15 protein-coding genes are annotated in these 16,961 nt (G+C 71.1%); 5 read left to right on the top strand and 10 right to left on the bottom strand.

Annotated elements, in window-relative coordinates; all coding sequences use genetic code 11:
- Nucleotides 1–100: 100 nt before the first annotated feature.
- The gene (locus ABIC29_RS00335; RefSeq protein ID WP_116080380.1) at nt 101–1,105 is read left to right on the top strand and encodes a LacI family DNA-binding transcriptional regulator; all 1,005 of its coding nucleotides are present in this window, start codon (nt 101–103) and stop codon (nt 1,103–1,105) included.
- A gap of 7 nt (nt 1,106–1,112) precedes the next feature.
- Here the strand turns inward: ABIC29_RS00335 and ABIC29_RS00330 are convergent, their stop codons facing one another.
- The 4 genes from ABIC29_RS00330 to lplAB all read right to left on the bottom strand — a co-directional run bounded on the left by ABIC29_RS00330 (nt 1,113) and on the right by lplAB (nt 5,463).
- Complete coding sequence (locus ABIC29_RS00330) at nt 1,113–3,008, bottom strand: MDR family MFS transporter (protein WP_354244544.1); 1,896 nt, start codon at nt 3,006–3,008, stop codon at nt 1,113–1,115.
- A 108-nt stretch (nt 3,009–3,116) separates the two neighbouring features.
- Nucleotides 3,117–3,986: a DNA-methyltransferase gene (locus ABIC29_RS00325; protein ID WP_354241689.1), complete on the bottom strand. Its 870-nt coding sequence runs from the start codon at nt 3,984–3,986 to the stop codon at nt 3,117–3,119.
- 38 nt (nt 3,987–4,024) lie between these two features.
- The gene (locus ABIC29_RS00320) at nt 4,025–4,345 is read right to left on the bottom strand and encodes a hypothetical protein (protein WP_055854714.1); all 321 of its coding nucleotides are present in this window, start codon (nt 4,343–4,345) and stop codon (nt 4,025–4,027) included.
- Nucleotides 4,346–4,413: 68 nt separating this feature from the next.
- A complete protein-coding gene (lplAB, locus tag ABIC29_RS00315; RefSeq protein ID WP_116080377.1) occupies nt 4,414–5,463 on the bottom strand; it encodes a lipoate-protein ligase LplAB in 1,050 nt (349 codons plus the stop codon).
- Nucleotides 5,464–5,521: 58 nt separating this feature from the next.
- Here lplAB and ABIC29_RS00310 point away from each other — a divergent pair, with 58 nt between their 5' ends.
- The gene (locus ABIC29_RS00310; protein WP_354241685.1) at nt 5,522–6,166 is read left to right on the top strand and encodes a histidine phosphatase family protein; all 645 of its coding nucleotides are present in this window, start codon (nt 5,522–5,524) and stop codon (nt 6,164–6,166) included.
- 25 nt (nt 6,167–6,191) lie between these two features.
- On the opposite strand, the gene ABIC29_RS00305 is transcribed toward ABIC29_RS00310, so the two are convergent.
- The 4 genes from ABIC29_RS00305 to ABIC29_RS00290 are packed head-to-tail and all read right to left on the bottom strand — an operon-like array spanning nt 6,192 to nt 10,647.
- The gene (locus tag ABIC29_RS00305; RefSeq protein ID WP_354241682.1) at nt 6,192–7,040 is read right to left on the bottom strand and encodes an alpha/beta hydrolase; all 849 of its coding nucleotides are present in this window, start codon (nt 7,038–7,040) and stop codon (nt 6,192–6,194) included.
- A 57-nt stretch (nt 7,041–7,097) separates the two neighbouring features.
- Nucleotides 7,098–7,943: a transglutaminase family protein gene (locus ABIC29_RS00300; RefSeq protein WP_116080374.1), complete on the bottom strand. Its 846-nt coding sequence runs from the start codon at nt 7,941–7,943 to the stop codon at nt 7,098–7,100.
- Nucleotides 7,940–8,869 carry an alpha-E domain-containing protein gene (locus ABIC29_RS00295; RefSeq protein WP_116080373.1) on the bottom strand — a complete coding sequence of 310 codons (930 nt, stop codon included), beginning with the start codon at nt 8,867–8,869 and terminating at the stop codon, nt 7,940–7,942. The genes ABIC29_RS00300 and ABIC29_RS00295 overlap by 4 nt, the downstream gene beginning before the upstream one ends.
- Nucleotides 8,863–10,647, bottom strand: coding sequence for a circularly permuted type 2 ATP-grasp protein (locus ABIC29_RS00290; RefSeq protein ID WP_354241678.1), 1,785 nt, complete (start codon nt 10,645–10,647; stop codon nt 8,863–8,865). Before ABIC29_RS00290 ends, ABIC29_RS00295 begins: the two co-directional genes overlap by 7 nt.
- A gap of 122 nt (nt 10,648–10,769) precedes the next feature.
- Here ABIC29_RS00290 and ABIC29_RS00285 point away from each other — a divergent pair, with 122 nt between their 5' ends.
- Complete coding sequence (locus tag ABIC29_RS00285) at nt 10,770–11,195, top strand: MarR family winged helix-turn-helix transcriptional regulator (protein ID WP_116080372.1); 426 nt, start codon at nt 10,770–10,772, stop codon at nt 11,193–11,195.
- A 5-nt stretch (nt 11,196–11,200) separates the two neighbouring features.
- Nucleotides 11,201–12,709, top strand: a complete 1,509-nt coding sequence (locus tag ABIC29_RS00280; protein WP_116082105.1) for an MFS transporter — start codon at nt 11,201–11,203, stop codon at nt 12,707–12,709.
- 31 nt (nt 12,710–12,740) lie between these two features.
- Here the strand turns inward: ABIC29_RS00280 and gdhA are convergent, their stop codons facing one another.
- Nucleotides 12,741–14,099, bottom strand: a complete 1,359-nt coding sequence (gene gdhA, locus ABIC29_RS00275; protein ID WP_354241675.1) for an NADP-specific glutamate dehydrogenase — start codon at nt 14,097–14,099, stop codon at nt 12,741–12,743.
- A 103-nt stretch (nt 14,100–14,202) separates the two neighbouring features.
- Nucleotides 14,203–15,228 (bottom strand): LacI family DNA-binding transcriptional regulator, encoded by a 1,026-nt coding sequence (locus tag ABIC29_RS00270; protein WP_116080370.1) that lies wholly within the window; start codon nt 15,226–15,228, stop codon nt 14,203–14,205.
- A 206-nt stretch (nt 15,229–15,434) separates the two neighbouring features.
- On the opposite strand from ABIC29_RS00270, the gene ABIC29_RS00265 reads away from it, so the two are divergent.
- The gene (locus ABIC29_RS00265) at nt 15,435–16,958 is read left to right on the top strand and encodes a high affinity choline transporter 1 (RefSeq protein WP_055854688.1); all 1,524 of its coding nucleotides are present in this window, start codon (nt 15,435–15,437) and stop codon (nt 16,956–16,958) included.
- Nucleotides 16,959–16,961: the final 3 nt, after the last annotated feature.

The raw sequence follows: 16,961 nt of genomic DNA, 5'->3' as shown, positions 1-16,961 counted from the left end.
CATCCGTCGACGGCTCCGCAGCCGCGGCCCCAGCAGGCCTCCACCGCCTGCGGGGCCGTCGACGCACACATAGACTGACCGAATGCAGGGGGGTGACGACATGAAGACACGACCCGCCGTGCCGACCCTCGAGGAGGTCGCACGCGAGGCCAACGTCTCGCGCGCCACCGTCAGTCGGGTCGTCAACGGCTCCCCCAAGGTACGACCCGATGTCGTGACCACCGTCAATGCGGCCATCGCGAAGCTGAACTACGTACCCAACCGTGCCGCGCGATCGCTCGCGAGCCGCACGTCGGGCGCGATCGCGCTGATCGTTCCCGAGGACACGGCGTTCTTCTTCGGCGATCCCTACTTCGCGGCGATCGTGCAGGGCATCACGCGCCGGCTCGACGTGAGCGACTACCTGCTCAACCTGCTCGTCGCGTCGACCGATCCGAGCCACAAGACCGTGCGGTACCTGCGCTCCGGCGTCGTCGACGGGGCCCTCGTCATCTCGCACCACGAGGGCGACGACCTGCAGCACGAGGCCGGCATGCTGCTCCCGCTCGTCTACGGCGGTCGCCCCTCGCAGCCCGGCGACCACTTCTTCGTCGACGTCGACAACGTCGACGGCGGTGCGATCGGCACGCAGCACCTCATCGACCTGGGTCGGCGCCGCATCGGCACCGTGACCGGTCCGCTCGACATGCCCGCGAGCGTCGACCGCCTCGAGGGCTACCGGCGAGCGCTCGGCGCAGCCGACCTGCCCGCCGACGCCGTCGAGACCGCCGACTTCACGTCGGCCGGGGCCGTCGCCGCCACGCGGCGCCTGCTCGAGCGCGTGCCCGACCTCGACGGCATCTTCGTCGCGAGCGACATCATGGCCACCGGGGCCCTCTCGGTGCTGCGCGAGCGCGGCCGAACCGTTCCCGGCGACGTCGCCGTCGTCGGATTCGACGACAGCCCGGCCGCGACCTCGTCCGCGATCCCGTTGACGACCGTGCACCAGCCGTCCGAGCAGATGGGCTTCGAGATGGCCGACCTGCTGCTGCGTCACCTCGGCGGCGAAGACGTGCCCCGCCGCAACATCATGCCGACGCACCTCGTGCGCCGCGCCTCGGCCTGAGCCCCGATCATCTGCGGCGGTCGGCCGGGCCGTCGACGTCGATCGCGTGCATCGATCCCGTCGTCGTCGGCTCGATCGGCGATCCCGCGAGCCGAGCCGCCCGATGGGCGACCTCGTCGATCTCCTCCTCGGGGACGGGCGCGCCGGCCATCGCGTGGCGGCCGGATGCGGCATCCGCTCGCCGCTCGCGCTCGTCGGGGCCTCCCGCCTCGTTCAGGGCCCTCGCCTCGTCGAGCTCCTCGGCGACGCCGATCTGCGCGACGGCCACCGCCTCCGCGGCGCTCGCGTCGGCCTCCTCCTGCATTGCGGACACCTGGCGGAGCGGCAGCGCCGGCACGAACCAGGCCACCGCGAACGCGGCCAGCGCCACGATGAAGCCCAGCCAGTAGACCGAGACCGTCGCGTCGTTGAATCCGACGAGGAACGGCTCGGCCAGGCGCGGATCGGCGCCGACGAGGAACGAGCTGTCGGTGTCGAGCGCGGCGCCGATCTGTGCGGGGTCCTGCGTGCCGAGCAGCGCGAGGATCTCGGCGTTCGCCGGGTCGGCCTGCACCGCCGGGTCCTGCATCGCCTCGGCCATCGGCCCGGTGAGCGCGGGGTCGCTGAACGCCGCGGTGAGCGTCTCGGCGAGGCGCGAGAACAGCAGCGAGAAGAACACGGCCGTGCCGAGCGTGCCGCCGATCTGGCGGAAGAACGTCGACGCGCTCGTCGCGACGCCCATGTCGCGCGCGGTCACGGCGTTCTGGCTGGCGATCGTGAGCGTCTGCATGAGCTGCCCCAGGCCGAGGCCGATGATGCCCATGCCGACCATGATGAACCAGATGTCCCGGTCGGCCGTGAGGAAGGTCAGCCAGAGGTAGCCGAGCGCCATGAGCGCCGTGCCGAGGATCGGGAACATCCGGTACCGACCCGTGCGGGCGATGATCTGCCCGCTCGCGATCGAGGAGATCATGAGTCCGAGGATCATCGGGAGCATCAGCAAGCCGCTCTGGGCGGGCGTCGCGCCCTCGACGAGCTGCAGGTAGAGCGGGATCGTCATCATCGCGCCGAACATCGCGAATCCGACGAGCAGGCCGAGGCCGGCCACCACCGAGAAGGTCGGGATGCGGAAGAGCTTCATCGGCAGCAGGGCGTCCTGCTTCATCCGGATCTCGATGAGGATGAAGGCGACGATGCCGATCGCGCCGACCACGTAGCATCCGATCGCCCAGGCCGAGCCCCAGCCCCATTCGCTGCCCTGCTCGGCCACGATCAGGAGCGGGACGAGCGCGATGATCACGAACGTGGCCCCCCACCAGTCGATGCGCACCTTGCGATCCGAGTGGAAGCGTGGGACGTGCAGGTACCGGATGACCATGAACAGCGCGAGCACGCCGACCGGCAGGTTCACGAGGAAGACCCACCGCCAGCCCGCCACGCCGAGGATCTCCTCGGTGCCCGAGAGCAGGCCGCCGATGAGCGGCCCGATCACGCTCGAGATGCCGAACACCGCGAGGAAGTAGCCCTGGTACTTCGCGCGTTCGCGCGGGGCGAGGATGTCGCCCATGATCGCGAGCGGCAACGCCATGAGGCCGCCGGCGCCGATGCCCTGGATGGCCCGGAAGATCGCGAGCTCGTACATCGACGTCGACATGCCCGAGAGCAGCGAGCCGAGCAGGAAGATCGCGATCGCGATGATGAAGAGCGGACGCCGCCCGAACAGGTCGCTCAGCTTGCCGTAGATCGGCGTCGTGATCGTCGCCGTGATGAGGTAGGCGGTCGTCACCCACGCCTGCAGCTCGAGGCCGCCGAGGTCGTCGGCGATCGTGCGCATCGACGTGCCGACGATGGTCTGGTCGAGCGCCGAGAGGAACATGGCGGACATCAGCCCGAAGATCACCAGCAGGATCTGCCGGTGCGTCATGAGCGGTGCCGGTGCGTTCTGCGCGTGCTGTTCAGGAGCCGTCACCCGGCCGACGCTACTCCCCCAGAGGGGGTTACGAGAAGGGCGATGCGCCCACGGGTGACCGCCTCAGGCGAACTCGACGCCCTCGATGTTCGCGAAGCGTGCGCGCATCACGGCGATCGCCTCGGGGTTCTCGTCGACGAGCACGAACCGGCGTCCGAGGGTCGCGGCCACGGCTCCCGTCGTGCCAGAGCCGGCGAAGAAGTCGAGTACCCAGTCGCCCTCGCGCGTCGACGCCTGCACGATGCGGCGCAGGATGCCCTCGGGCTTCTGCGTCGGGTACCCCGTCTTCTCTCGGCCCGTCGGCGACACGATCGTGTGCCACCAGACATCCGTCGGCAGCTTGCCGAGCTCGGCCTTCTCGGGCGTCACCAGCCCCGGCGCCATGTACGGCTCGCGGTCGACGGTCGTCGAGTCGAACCAGTACGACGACGGGTTCTTCACGTACACGAGGATCGTGTCGTGCTTCGTCGGCCACTTGCGCTTCGCCTTCGCGCCGTAGTCGTACGCCCAGATCAGCTCGTTGAGGAAGCACTCCCGCCCGAACAGCGCGTCGAGCAGCACCTTCGCGTAGTGCGCCTCGCGGTAGTCGAGGTGCAGGTAGAGCGTGCCGTCGTCGGCGAGGAGGCGCCAGGCCTCGACGAGGCGCGGCTCGAGGAAGCCCCAGTAGTCGTCGAAGCGGTCGTCGTAGCGCAGCAGGTCGCCCCGGATGCGCTCGTAGCGCCTGCCCGCGAATCCGGTGATGGTTCCGGATGGCGGTGGCGCGGCGTCATCCGTCTCCTCGACCCTGACATGGCTGGTGGAACGACGCGTCTGCGCGCGCCCGGTGTTGAACGGCGGGTCGAGGTAGATGAGCGTGAAGCGGCCGTCGGGGAAGGTCGGCAGCACGGCGAGGTTGTCCGCGTGGATGATGCGGTCGGGCTCGTCGTGGGTCACGGGCTCCAGTCTGGCAGGGCCGAGCGGGCCCGGTCGGGTCAGCGCTCGACGTCGAGGCGGATGCGGCCCTTGAAGCGGTCGGGGTCGCCGTCGTCGGCGTCGGCCGCGGCATACGAGATGCCCTTGTCGCCGTCACCGGGAACCGGCGCGGGCACGGGCAGCCGGGCCTGGCGCTCCTGCTCGATCTGCGCCTCGTACTTGCGCGGCGCGAAGACCTCGTCGCCGATCATCATGACGGCGCTGCCGCTCGGCTTGCCCTTGCGCGTCTTGTCCGAGAGGTCGATCCAGCCGCGACGCACCGCGTACGTCAGCACGGCCGCGACGAGCACGGCGCCGACGAGCCAGATCCACCAATCCATCCGGCGAGTCTACCTGCGGCGGTTGAGCCTTCCTCACAGGGTCCCGGATGCCGCGGGCCGGCGCCGGCTCAGGGCACGCGGTAGAGCCACTCCTTCGTCGCGAACTTCGACTCGGCGAGCGCCTCGGCCTCGGCGAGCTCGTCGGGGGCGACCGTGCCGGGCGTCGCACCGTACAGCGAGGTGAACGTCTGGATGAGCGCCTCGATGATCGCGGCACGGCTGAGCCCGGTCTGCGAGCGCAGCGGGTCGACGCGCTTCGCGGCCGAGGCGATGCCCTTGTCGCTGATCTTCTCGCGGCCGATGCGCAGCACCTCGAGCATCTTCTCGTTGTCGAGGTCGTACGCCATGGTCACGTGGTGCAGCACGCCGCCGGAGCCGAGGCGCTTCTGCGCGGCGCCGCCGATCTTGCCGAGCGGACTCGCGATGTCGTTCAGCGGCTGGTAGGTCGCCTCGATGCCGATCGCGCGCAGGCCCTGCAGCACCCAGTCGTCGAGGAACGCGTAGGAGTCGGCGAAGCTCATGCCCTGCACGAGCTCGGCGGGCACGTAGAGCGAGTAGGTGACGACGTTGCCCTGCTCCATCATCATCGCGCCGCCGCCCGAGATGCGGCGCACGACATCGAAGCCGTTGCGCTCGGCGCCCTCGGGGTCGACCTCGTTCTTCACGGACTGGAAGCTGCCGATGACGACGGCCGACTCGTCCCACTCCCAGAAGCGCAGGGTCGGCTTGCGGCGTCCGTCGCCGACGCGCGTGGCGAGCACCTCGTCGAGCGCGAGGTGCACGCGCGGCGACACGGCGGGGTCGTGGATGACCTCCCACTCGTAGTTCGACCAGCTCGTGGCATCCGTCAGCGCACGCCGCACGGCGACCGCGACGGCCTCCGGCGAGAAGCCGAGCATCACCGCATCGGGTCGGAGCCCGGCGGCGACGGCGGCGGCGATGCTCTTGGCATCGGATGCCGCGGCGAGGCCGTCGAGGGCCGCGTCGATGTCTGCGAGCGCCTCGTCGGGCTCGAGGAAGAAGTCGCCCGCGACCCGGGGCGAGCGGATGACGCCGTCGACCACGTCGAAGTCGACGACCACGAGCTTTCCACCGGGGACCTTGTACTCACCGTGCATGAGGGACAGCCTACGGATGTCTCGGCCGGTTCCACCCTCGAATGCGTACGCTGGCGATATGACGACCTTCTACCTGGCGCGGCACGGCGAGACGGTCTGGCACGCGGACCACCGGTACGCCGGCAATTCGGACGTCGCGCTCACGCGCCACGGACTCGGGCAGGCGGCCGCGCTCGGCGCCTGGGCGGTCGACTCCGAGCTCGATGCGATCGTCGCATCGCCGTTGAGCCGGGCGCAGCGGTCGGCGGCACCCGCCGCAGAGACGACGGGGCTGCCGGTGCGCAGCGAGCCACGCCTGGTCGAGATCGACTTCGGCGACGCCGAGGGCCTCACGCCCGACGAGCTCGCCGAGCAGTACCCCGACGAGTGGTCGGCGTTCTGCCGGGCACCGGCCAGCAATCCGTTCCCCGGCGGCGAGACCGGCCGCGCCGGCATCGCCAGGGCGGTTCCGGTGTTCGACGAGCTCGTCGAGGAGTTCCCCGACGGTCGGGTGCTGATCGTGGCGCACGCCACCCTCATCCGCCTGCTGTTCTGCGAGCTGGCCGGCATGGACCCCGACGGCTACCGCGACCTGCTCCCCGTGCTCGGCAACTGCCATGTCACGACGATCGTCTACCCGTGGGCGACGGAATCGGATGCCTCGCACCACCCGCGCATCCGCCTGCTCGGCTACGACGTGCCGCCGTGGCACGCCAAGATGTAGCGCTCGCGCATCAGCCGGTCGCGGATCAGTCGGTCGCGAACCGCTCGTCGAGCCAGGTGATGAGGTCGCCGCGCACCTCTTCGCGGTTCGTCTCGTTGAACACCTCGTGGCGGGCGTCGTCGTAGACCACGAGCGTCACGTCGACGAGGCCGGAGCGCCGCGCGTACGCCCGTGCGAGCTTCACGGCGCTCGCCTCGCCGCCGAGGGTGTCATCGGAGCCGACCATGATGAGCAGCGGCAGCTCCACGGGCAGGTGCCGGGCCGGGCGACCGAGTAGGCGCATCGCGTCGAGCGTGCCGAAGAGCTTCCGCAGCGGCACCTCGGTCGTGTACGGGTCGGCCATGAACGCCGGCGCCACGGCGGGGTCACGGCTCAGCCACTCGACGGGCGTCGGCCCGAGGTGCTTGTGCCGCGCGTTGAGGTCGCCGCCGTTCATGTCGAACAGCGTTCGGTAGGCGGTGCCGGTGAGCACGACCGCGTCGTAGTCGAGCGGGTACCGGTTCAGGATGATCTGCGACATCAGCGAGCCCCACGAGTGCCCGAGCAGCACCAGCGGAAGCTCGTGCCCCTCGGTCTCGCGGATCACGCCCGTGAACTGGTGCACGGCGTCGATCGTGGCCCGGAGGCCGCCCGGCCCGAGCCGGCCGATGCGGTCGAGGTCGCCGCCGTGCTGCTCGAACCCGGTCTGTCCGTGCCCCCGGTGGTCGTCGGCCCAGACGGAGTAGCCGGCCTCGTTCAGGGCCGCGATCAGCTCGCCGTAGCGTCCGATGTGCTCGCCGACGCCGTGCGCGAGCTGGATCACCGCGGTCGGTTCTGGCACCCGCCACGCCTGGTAGTGGATGTGGACCCCGTGCGCATCGGTGAACGTCGGCATGCGCACATCATGGCAGGCGCGGCATCCGCTCGACAGGTGCCGCGACGAACGTCCTGCTCAGGCGACGCGCGTGATCTCGACCGAGACGAACAGCTCCGACGCGCCGGGGCCCGCGTAGACGCCCCGGAGCGGCGGCACGTCGCCGTAGTCGCGCCCGCGGCCGACGAGCACGTGCCGGTCGCCGACCTCGACGAGGTTGGTGGGGTCGTAGCCGCGCCACTCCCCCGCGAACCACTCGATCCACGCGTGCGACTCGCCGACCACGGTCTGGCCGACGGATGCCTCGGGGTCGGGGTGCAGGTACCCGGACACGTAGCGCGCGGGGATGCCCGCCGAGCGCAGGGCGCCGAGCGCGACGTGCGTGATGTCCTGGCAGACGCCCTTGCGTTCGGCCCACGCCTCGGCGGCCGTGGAGTGCACGCCCGTGACGCCGCGCATGTACTCCATCGAGGAGCCGACGGCGCGGCAGATCTCGAGGGCGGTCTCGCTGACGCCCCCTCCCTCGGCGACGATCTCGGCGGCGAGCGCCCGGACGTCCGCCGGTGGTTCGGTCTGCCGCGAACGGCCCGTGGACTCGACGAGCGTCACGGTCGATGCGGCCGCGACGGCGAGCTCGTCCCAGCCGAGCTCGGAGCGCGGCACGGGTGCCGGGTGCACCTCGACGAGGCTCGTGGCCGTGACCGAGAGCTCCTGGTGGGGGGTGAGCACCTCGAACGTCGACACGCGCGTGCCCCAGTAGTCGAGGTACGAGTGCTGGCTCGCGCCAGGGCGGATGTCGAGGCCGGCCTGCATGACGAACTGGTGCCCGTCGGAGTGCGGCAGCATGCGCGCCTCGTTGTACGACGCCGTCGCCGGCTCGGCGTAGGTGAACCCCGTGCGGTGCACGATGCGGATGCGACTCATGAGACCTCTCCGATCCAGACGGGGACGACGCTCGTCGGGAAGTATCGCGCCCTGATCGCCTCGCTCGTCGCCGAGGTGACGCCCTGCAGGTGCTCCATGTGGCCGGTGAGGTCCACGAGGATGTCGGCGATGGGCCGGTACTCGAGCTCCGACCGGATCTGGCCGAGCAGCCGCCTCGCCTGGTCGGTGACGCCGACGCGGCCGGCCCTCGGGTCGATCTCGCGGAGCGACTCCTCGGCGCGGATGACGCTCGAGATGATCGAGCGCGGGAACAGGCGGTCGAGCAGCAGGAACTCCGCCGCCGACTCGCTCGACGGCACGCCGCGGTAGCTGCGCAGGTAGGCCTCGTAGCCGCCGCAGCTGCGCAGGATCGTGGTCCAGCTCGGGCCGCTCGCCTCGGTGAGCGAGCGGGTGGCGAGCAGGCGCGCGGTCATGTCGGCGCGCTCGATCGCCCGGCCCAGGGCGAAGAAGTGCCAGGCCTCGTCGCGGCTCGTGGCGGAATCCACGACGCCGAGCGCGAGCGCGGATCGGTCGCGCACCCAGCGGAAGAACTCGTGCGTCTTGTCGCTCGCGACGCGGTGCGGCATGCGTGCGTTCGTGTGGTTCAGCGCCTCCCACAGCTCGGTCGAGACGATCTCGCGGGCGCGCCGGGCGTTCTCGCGGGCTGCGGCGACCGAGTGCGCGATGGACGCCGGATGCTTGCGGTCGACCGCGAGCAGCGTGATCACGTCGTCGCGGCCCATCGGCTCGTCGCCCTCGGCCTCGCTGCCCATGACCGAGAGCAGGGCGCGGCAGGCGGTGTCCTCGTCGATCCATGGGTCCTCGAGCAGCAGCTGCAGGTGCACGTCGAGGATGCGAGCGGTGCCGTCGCTGCGCTCGATGTACCGGCCGATCCAGAACAGCGACTCGGCGATGCGGCTCAGCATGATGCGACCTCCCGGCCTTCGACGATCGGATGCCGCGGCATCCGCTGCTGTTGCTGTTGCTGCTGTTGCTGCTGCTGGCGCACGGGGGCGTCCTCGTCCTGCGGCGACGAGGTCACTGGCGAGGCCGTGCGCGTCTCGCCGACAGCGGCGGCGGGCGGCGCGTACGTGCCCTGGGCGCCGTGCAGCCCCGTCGCGGGCGGCGTGTTCGGCGAGGCCTGGTCGGCGACGAGCGCGCCTGCGGAGCGATGGGGCATGACGGCGGCCTCGGCCACGACGGGCAGGCCGGCGGTGTCGAACCCGGGCAGCGGCCTCGACTCGAGCACCCAGGTGTCCTTCGATCCGCCGCCCTGGCTCGAGTTCACGACGAGGCGCCCCTCGGGCAGGGCCACACGCGTGAGCCCGCCGGGCAGCACCCACACCTCGGTGCCGTCGTTGACCGCGAACGGCCGCAGGTCGGCGTGGCGGGGCCGCAGTCCGTCCTCGACGAGGGTCGGGATCGTCGACAGTTGCACCACGGGCTGCGCGATCCACCCGCGCGGGTCGGCGAGCAGGCGCACGCGAAGCTCGTCGAGTTCGGCCTTCGAGGCATCCGGCCCGATGACGAGGCCCTTGCCTCCCGAGCCGTCGACGGGCTTCACGACGAGCTCGTCGAGTCGATCGAGCACCTCGGCGAGCGCGTCGGGCTCCTCGAGGCGCCAGGTGTCGACGTTGGGGAGCACGGGCTCCTCGCCCAGGTAGTAGCGGATGAGGTCGGGCACGTAGGTGTAGACGAGCTTGTCGTCGGCGACGCCGTTGCCCACCGCGTTCGCGATCGTGACGTGGCCGAGGCGCGCCGCGAGCATGAGGCCGGGGGCGCCGAGCACCGAGTCTGGCCGGAACTGCTGCGGGTCGAGGAACTCGTCGTCGACCCGGCGGTAGATGACGTCGACGCGGGTCGGGCCCGCCGTGGTGTGCATCCACACGCGGCCGCCCGAGCAGAACAGGTCGCGGCCCTCGACGAGCTCGACGCCCATGAGCCGCGCGAGCAGCGTGTGCTCGTAGTACGCCGAGTTGTGCACGCCCGGCGTGAGCACGACCACGGTCGGGTCCTCGATGCCCTCGGGCGCGCTCGCCCGCAGCGCCTGCAGCAGGCGGTTCGGGTACTCGCCGACCGGCCGCACGCGCATCGAGGTGAACAGCTCGGGCAGCGTCTGCGCCATCACCCGCCGGTTCGAGATCACGTAGCTCACGCCGCTCGGCACGCGCACGTTGTCCTCGAGCACCCGCCAGTCGCCCTGCTCGTCGCGGATCAGGTCGATGCCCGCGACGTGGATGCGCACGCCGTTCGCCCCGACGATGCCGGCCGCCTGACGGTGGTAGTGCGTCGACGAGCTGATGAGCGCCGCCGGGATCACGCCGTCGGCGACCGCGCGCTGCGGGCCGTACACGTCGGCGAGGAACGCCTCGAGCGCCCTGACCCGCTGCGAGACGCCCGCCTCGGCTCTCGCCCAGTCGGAGGCCGAGATGACCCTCGGCACCGCGTCGAGCGGGAACGGGCGCTCCTCGCCCGCGAAGTCGAACGTGACGCCCTGCGCCAGGTAGGAGCTCGCGAGCGCATCGGTGCGGCCGCGCAGTTCGTCCTGCGACATGCGGGCGAGAGCCGGGTAGAGCTCGCGGTAGGGCTCGCGCACGCCGGTGGCGCCGTCGGGGAACATCTCGTCCCACGGCCGCCCCGCACGTCGCCTGCGGCCGGCACGGTCGGTGCCCGCGGTGGCATATCCGTCGAAGAGTGTCGCCATGACCAGAGAATTCCACTCCGCGGTTTCCGGGCTGTTTCCATCGTGGGTCGCGCCCGCGCCATCCCGCCGTCGAGACGGGCGCCGATTTCTTTAGCATCGCTAATGAGCTAGGCTAAGCATCCGTGACCGAACTCCCGGACCAGGCCGCCTCGCAGGTGCGACTCGCGGCCGTGCGCCTCTCCCGGCGCCTGCGTGCGCAGAAGTCCGACGACCGCGTGACCGACAGCCAGATGACCGTGCTCATGCACCTCTCGAAGCACGGCTCGCTGACCCTCTCCGAACTCGCCGAGGCCGAGCGCATCAGCGCGCCCTCGATGAACCGCACGGTCGACTGCCTCGAAACCGACGGGCACGTCGTGCGAACGCCCGACCCCGTCGACCGCCGCAAGACGAACATCACGGCCACCGACTCCGGCCGCGAGATCGTCGCCGCGACCCTGCACAAGCGCAACGCGTGGCTCACCGAACGCATGCACGAGCTCACCCCGGCCGAACGCGCGACGCTGCTCGCGGCATCCGAGATCATGGATCGGATCGCCACGCAGTGAGCGCGATGTTCCGATCGCTCGCGAGCCGCAACTACCGGTTGTGGTTCATCGGCGCGATCATCTCGAATATCGGCGGCTGGATGCAGGCGACCACCCAGGACTGGGTCGTGCTCACCGAGCTGACGCACAACAACGCCGCCGCCGTCGGCACCACGATGGCGCTGCAGTTCGGGCCGCAGCTCCTGCTCGTTCCCGTCACCGGCGCCGTCATCGACCGCTTCGACCGGCGCAGGGTGCTCCTCGTCACGCAGACCGCGCTCATGCTGCTCGCCGTGGGCCTCGGCCTGCTGCTGCTCGGCGGGCACGCGCAGCTGTGGCACCTCTACGGCTTCGCGCTCGCGTTCGGCGTCGCCTCGGCCTTCGACGCCCCCGCACGCCAGACCTTCGTCTCCGACCTCGTGAGCGGGCCGAACGCGTCGAACGCCGTGGCCCTGAACGCGGCCTCGTTCAACGTCGCGCGCCTCATCGGCCCGGCCGTCGCCGGCGGGCTGATCGTGCTCGTCGGCTCGGGCTGGGTGTTCCTCATCAACGCGTTCACGTTCCTCGCCCTCATCGGGGCGCTGCTCGCCATGCGCGAGCGCGAGCTCATCAGGCACGCGCGGCGGCCGCGCGAGGGCAACGCGCTCGTGCAGGGCTTCCGCTACGTCGCGGGCCGGTCCGACGTCGTCGTGGTCATGACGATCGTGTTCATCGTCGGCGCGTTCTGCATGAACTTCCCGATCTTCGCCTCGACGATGGCCGTCATGTTCGGCGAGGGCGCCGGCGAGTACGGCATCCTCTCGTCGATCCTCGCGATCGGGTCGCTGACCGCCGCGCTGCTCGCCGCCCGCCGGTCACGCGCCCGCCTTCGCGTGGTCGTGCTCAGCACCGGTGCGCTCGGCCTCGCGATGGTCGCCGCCGCGCTGATGCCGACGTACGGCACGTTCGCCGCCTCGCTGGTGTTCATCGGCTTCTGCACCGTGACGCTGCTGACCACCGCCAACGGCTACGTGCAGACCACGACCGACCCCGCGGTGCGCGGGCGCGTCATGGCGCTGTACACCGCGATCCTCATGGGCGGCACGCTCATCGGCGCCCCCGTCATCGGGTGGGTCGCGGATGCCGCGGGTCCCCGCTGGGCGCTCGGCGCCGGCGCCTTCGCGGCCTTCGTCGCGCTCGCCGTGGGGGTCGGCTGGCTCGTGGTGGCGCGCGGCCTTCGGGTCACGCGGATGCCGCAGCAGCCGTGGCGGTTCGGACTCGCCCTCGCGGCCTCCGCAGAGGCCATCGCCGAAGGCGACCGCGTCGCCCCGCCCGCCACCGGGTCCATCCGGGCCGTCGACGACGAGGCCGACCCCGAGGCCTTCTCCGACCAGGTCGCGATGACGTCGCCGATCCCGCTGCCGAAGCTCCCCGGCGGGCGAGCGGAGGCTGCGGAGCGGGCGGAGCGGGCGGATGGTGCAGCGCGGGCCGAGCCCGCGGGGCAGGACGAACCCGCAGGGCGGGCCGAGCCCGCGGACGCGCCGCCGCGCCGCTGACCGCCGGCCCGGCGCGGCGCCGGCGCGCGCCTCAGATGACGCCGAGGGCGAGCATCGCGTCGGCCACCCGCGTGAAGCCCGCGATGTTCGCGCCGACCACGTAGTCGCCCGGCACGCCGTACTCGTCGGCGGTCGCGGCCGTGCGCTCGTGGATGCCGGCCATGATCTCCGACAGGCGCTCCTCGGTGTGCTCGAAGCCCCACGAGTCGCGCGACGCGTTCTGCTGCATCTCGAGGGCCGACGTCGCGACCCCGCCCGCGTTCGCGGCCTTGCCGGGGCCGAAGAGCACGCCGGCCTCGCGCAGCACGCGGATCGCGCCCGGCGTGGTGGGCATGTTCGCACCCTCGGCGACGGCGACGACACCCGCCGCGACGAGCTTCACGGCCTGCGCCTCGGAGAGCTCGTTCTGCGTCGCGCACGGCAGGGCGACGTCGATGCGCTCGTCGCTCTCGATGTCCCACACGGAGGCCCCCGGCAGGAACCGGGCCCGCCCGCCGCGCTCGTCGGCGTAGACCGAGATGCGCTCACGGCGACGTTCCTTGACGTCGCGCAGCAGATCGAGGTCGATGCCGTCGGGGTCGTGGATCGCGCCCGACGAGTCGGAGGCGCCGACGACCACGCCGCCGAGCGCGTGCACCTTCTCGATCGCGTAGACGGCGACGTTGCCCGAGCCCGACACGAGCACGCGGGCGCCGTCGAACGAGCGTCCGCGGGTCGCGAGCATGTGCTCGGTGAAGAAGACGGCGCCGTAGCCCGTTGCCTCGGTGCGCACGAGCGAGCCGCCCCAGGTCACGCCCTTGCCCGTGAGCACGCCGGACTCGTAGCGGTTGGTGATGCGCTTGTACTGGCCGAAGAGGTAGCCGATCTCACGCGCACCGACGCCGATGTCGCCGGCCGGGACATCCGTGTACTCGCCGATGTGGCGGTAGGCCTCGGTCATGAACGACTGGCAGAACCGCATGATCTCGCCGTCGGAGCGGCCCTTGGGGTCGAAGTCGCTTCCGCCCTTGCCGCCGCCGATGGGCATGCCGGTGAGCGCGTTCTTGAACACCTGCTCGAACCCGAGGAACTTCACCGTGCCGAGCAGCACCGTCGGGTGGAAGCGGAGCCCGCCCTTGTACGGGCCGAGCGCCGAGTTGAACTGCACCCGGAAGCCGCGATTGATGCGCACCCGCCCGGCGTCGTCGACCCACGGCACCCGGAAGATGATCTGCCGCTCCGGCTCGCAGATGCGCTCGAGGATCGAGGCCTGCACGTACTGCGGGTGCTTGTCGAGCACGCGGCCGAGGGAGTCGAAGACCTCGCGCACGGCTTGGTGGAACTCCACCTCGCCCGGGTTGCGCTGCAGCGTCGCCGCGTAGACGTCTTCGATGGCAGTGCGGTTCTGCAACGCGCGCCCTTCTGTCGAACGGATGCCACGTGGTGCCTGTCGCGCGCGGCCCCTTCCACACTACCCAGCGCCGAACGACGTTCGGTTCGTGTGACGTGCGACCTCAGCCCAGGGTGCGGGTCGACTCGCGGACCACGAGCTCCGGCTGGAAGACGACATGCTCGTGCACGTGGTCGTCGACGCCGGATGCCGTGGCGGCCGCCTCCTTCAGCAGCAGGTCGACCGCGGTGTAGCCGATGAGCGTCGCCGGCTGGCGGATCGACGAGAGCGGCACCACGGCGGCGGACGCGAAGTCGATGTCGTCGTAGCCGATGAGCGCGACGTCGTCGGGAACACGCAGCCCGCCCTGCATCGTGAGGGCCTGCAGCAGGCCCATGGCGAGCAGGTCGTTGGCCGCGAACACGGCATCTGGGCGCTCGACCTCCGGCCGGTCGCGCACGATCTCCCCGGCGGCCCGGCCCTGCAGCACCGTGAGCGAGTCGGTCGGGATGACCTCGAGCGCGGCATCCGCCACCTTCGCGACCGCACGCCGGGCGCCCTCGAGGCGGTCGGCGACCTGCTGCAGTCCCTCCGGGCCGCCGACGAAGGCGATGCGACGTCGCCCGGAGTCGAGCAGGTGCGACACGGCGAGCTCCCCGCCGACGACGTCGTCGACCGCGACCGACGAGAACTCGCGGTCGGGCGACTCGCGGTCGACGAGCACGACCGGGGTGCCGCGCTCGCGCAGCCTGGCGAGCCTCGGCATGTCGTCGGCGAGCGGCGAGATGAGCACGCCGTGCACGCGCTGCTCCTCGAACAGGTCGAGGTAGGCGCCCTCGCGGGTCGAGTTCTCGTCGCTGTTGCCGAGCAGGACGGTCATGTGCTCCTCGGCGGCGCGATCCTCCGCACCGCGGGCGACATCCGTGAAGAAGGGGTTGCGCACGTCGAGCACGACGAGTCCGATGCTGCGGCTGCGGCCGGCGCGCAGCTGGCGGGCCGCGTCGTTGCGCACGAAGCCGAGCCGCTCGATCGCGGCCTGGACCCGTTCGACGGTGGCCGGCGCGACGATCTCGGGGCGGTTGAGCACGTTCGAGACGGTGCCGACCGAGACGGATGCCGCGAGCGCGACATCCTTCACACTGACTGCCACTCGGTGTCCTCCGTTCGATCAGCGCCGCGGCGACGGCGCTCCGGTCATGATGTCAGGAATCCGTCGGAATGCCACGGAAGCGATCCCCGGGCGAGCGCCCGTGAGTTCACAAGACCGATACATCCCCGAAAACCGGAGGGGTACCCGGGACCGAGAGGATCGGTTTCTATCAACCGACAGAAACCCTCATCCCCTTTGGAGCCCCCATGATCATCCTCGGAGTGGGCATCACCGTTCTCGCCGTCCTCGGCGTCGGAATCATCGTCGCCAAGAAGGTCGACGGCGACAGCGACAACTTCCTCGTCGCCGGACGCCGACTCGGCGTGCCATTGGTCGCGGTCTCGCTGACCGCCGCCGCAGTCGACGCGAACGCCACCGTCGGCAACACCGACCTCACCGCCGACTTCGGTTTCTGGTCGGGCGCATCGCTCGCGATCGGCCTCGCGATCTGCCTCCTCCTGGCAGGCCTGTTCCTCGCCAGGCCGCTGAACGCGATGCGGCTCTACACGCTCGGCGACTACTTCCGCGTCCGGTACGGACGGCGGACCGAGGTGGCCGCGAGCATCATCATGTCGTTCGCGTTCACCATCCTGCTCGCGGGCAACCTCGTCGCCTGCGGGTTCCTCATGGAGCGGTTCGCGAACATCCCCTACGCCTGGGGCATCGTCATCGTCGCGGCGCTCGTCGTCGCCTACACGGTCGCCGGCGGACTCTTCTCCGACGCGTACACGGCCGCGATCCAGACGACGATCACCGTCATCGCCGCACTGGCCCTGCTCTGCTGGACCGCGCTCTCGTTCGGCATCGTGATCCCCGAGGGCCGGGGCCCGCTCGACCTCGGCCAGCTCACCGACCCGGCCCAGGGTGCCGCGATCAACTGGGCGACCCTCGTCGCCCTCGGCATCGGCGACCTCGTGGCCATCGACTTCATGCAGCGCATCTTCGGAGCGCGCTCACCCGAGGTGGCGCGACGTTCGTGCTTCACCGCAGCCGCGCTCACCGCCGCGATCGGCACGATCTTCGCGCTCGTCGCCCTCACCGCTTCCGCCGTGCTCGGGCTCACTGCGGCGGACGGCCCGGTGCTGTACCAACTCCTCGACGGCTGGGCGCCGCCGCTCATCTCGGTCCTCGTGCTCTCCGGCATCGTCGCGGCATCCTTCTCGACCGCGTCGGGCGCGATCCTCGCGACCTCGGCCGTCATCGTCCGCAACATCTTCAAGCTGCGCCGCACGACCGTCCAGGGTGCACGGGACCCGCTGCTGACCTGGACCCGCCTCGCGATGATCCCCATCGTGGTCGTGGGCGGGCTCGTGGCGATCAACGTGAGCCAGACCGGCGTCCTGCTGACCCTCGCCTTCGACCTCATGCTCGCCTGCCTCGCCGCGCCCTTCATCGCGGGCGTCTTCTGGCGACGCCCCGGCCGGGTCGCAACGCTGGTGTCGGCGGCGCTCGGACTCATCGTGCGCCTGACCCTGCTCGTGCTGCAGCCGACGATCTACGGCGTGCCGAACGACATCCTCTACGTGCCGAACGACCTCGTGACCGCGGACCTGGACGGCTGGGCGACCCTGATCGCCTTCGGCGTCAGCCTCTCGGCCTTCTTCCTCATCAGCTGGCTGAGCCCTCGCACCGAGGCCGAGCTCGCCGACGAACTCGCGGAGATCGAGTCGCTGCGCGCCGAGCAGGCCGAGGCGCCGAGCGGCCGCGAGGAAGTGCCCGTGCCGGCCTGACCC

This window comes from Agromyces sp. PvR057 (assembly GCF_040547485.1).
GTDB lineage: Bacteria > Actinomycetota > Actinomycetes > Actinomycetales > Microbacteriaceae > Agromyces.
This window is presented reverse-complemented; position numbering and strand designations above follow the sequence as displayed.

Excerpts from the sequence above, each read along its gene's own strand:
- ABIC29_RS00335 (WP_116080380.1), top strand. The coding sequence starts at position 101 with ATGAAGACACGACCCGCCGTGCCGACCCTCGAGGAGGTCGCACGCGAG.
- ABIC29_RS00330 (WP_354244544.1), bottom strand. The coding sequence starts at position 3,008 with ATGACGCACCGGCAGATCCTGCTGGTGATCTTCGGGCTGATGTCCGCC.
- ABIC29_RS00320 (WP_055854714.1), bottom strand. The coding sequence starts at position 4,345 with ATGGATTGGTGGATCTGGCTCGTCGGCGCCGTGCTCGTCGCGGCCGTG.
- lplAB (WP_116080377.1), bottom strand. The coding sequence starts at position 5,463 with ATGCACGGTGAGTACAAGGTCCCCGGTGGAAAGCTCGTGGTCGTCGAC.
- ABIC29_RS00310 (WP_354241685.1), top strand. The coding sequence starts at position 5,522 with ATGACGACCTTCTACCTGGCGCGGCACGGCGAGACGGTCTGGCACGCG.
- ABIC29_RS00305 (WP_354241682.1), bottom strand. The coding sequence starts at position 7,040 with ATGCCGACGTTCACCGATGCGCACGGGGTCCACATCCACTACCAGGCG.
- ABIC29_RS00300 (WP_116080374.1), bottom strand. The coding sequence starts at position 7,943 with ATGAGTCGCATCCGCATCGTGCACCGCACGGGGTTCACCTACGCCGAG.
- ABIC29_RS00295 (WP_116080373.1), bottom strand. The coding sequence starts at position 8,869 with ATGCTGAGCCGCATCGCCGAGTCGCTGTTCTGGATCGGCCGGTACATC.
- ABIC29_RS00290 (WP_354241678.1), bottom strand. The coding sequence starts at position 10,647 with ATGGCGACACTCTTCGACGGATATGCCACCGCGGGCACCGACCGTGCC.
- ABIC29_RS00280 (WP_116082105.1), top strand. The coding sequence starts at position 11,201 with ATGTTCCGATCGCTCGCGAGCCGCAACTACCGGTTGTGGTTCATCGGC.
- ABIC29_RS00265 (WP_055854688.1), top strand. The coding sequence starts at position 15,435 with ATGATCATCCTCGGAGTGGGCATCACCGTTCTCGCCGTCCTCGGCGTC.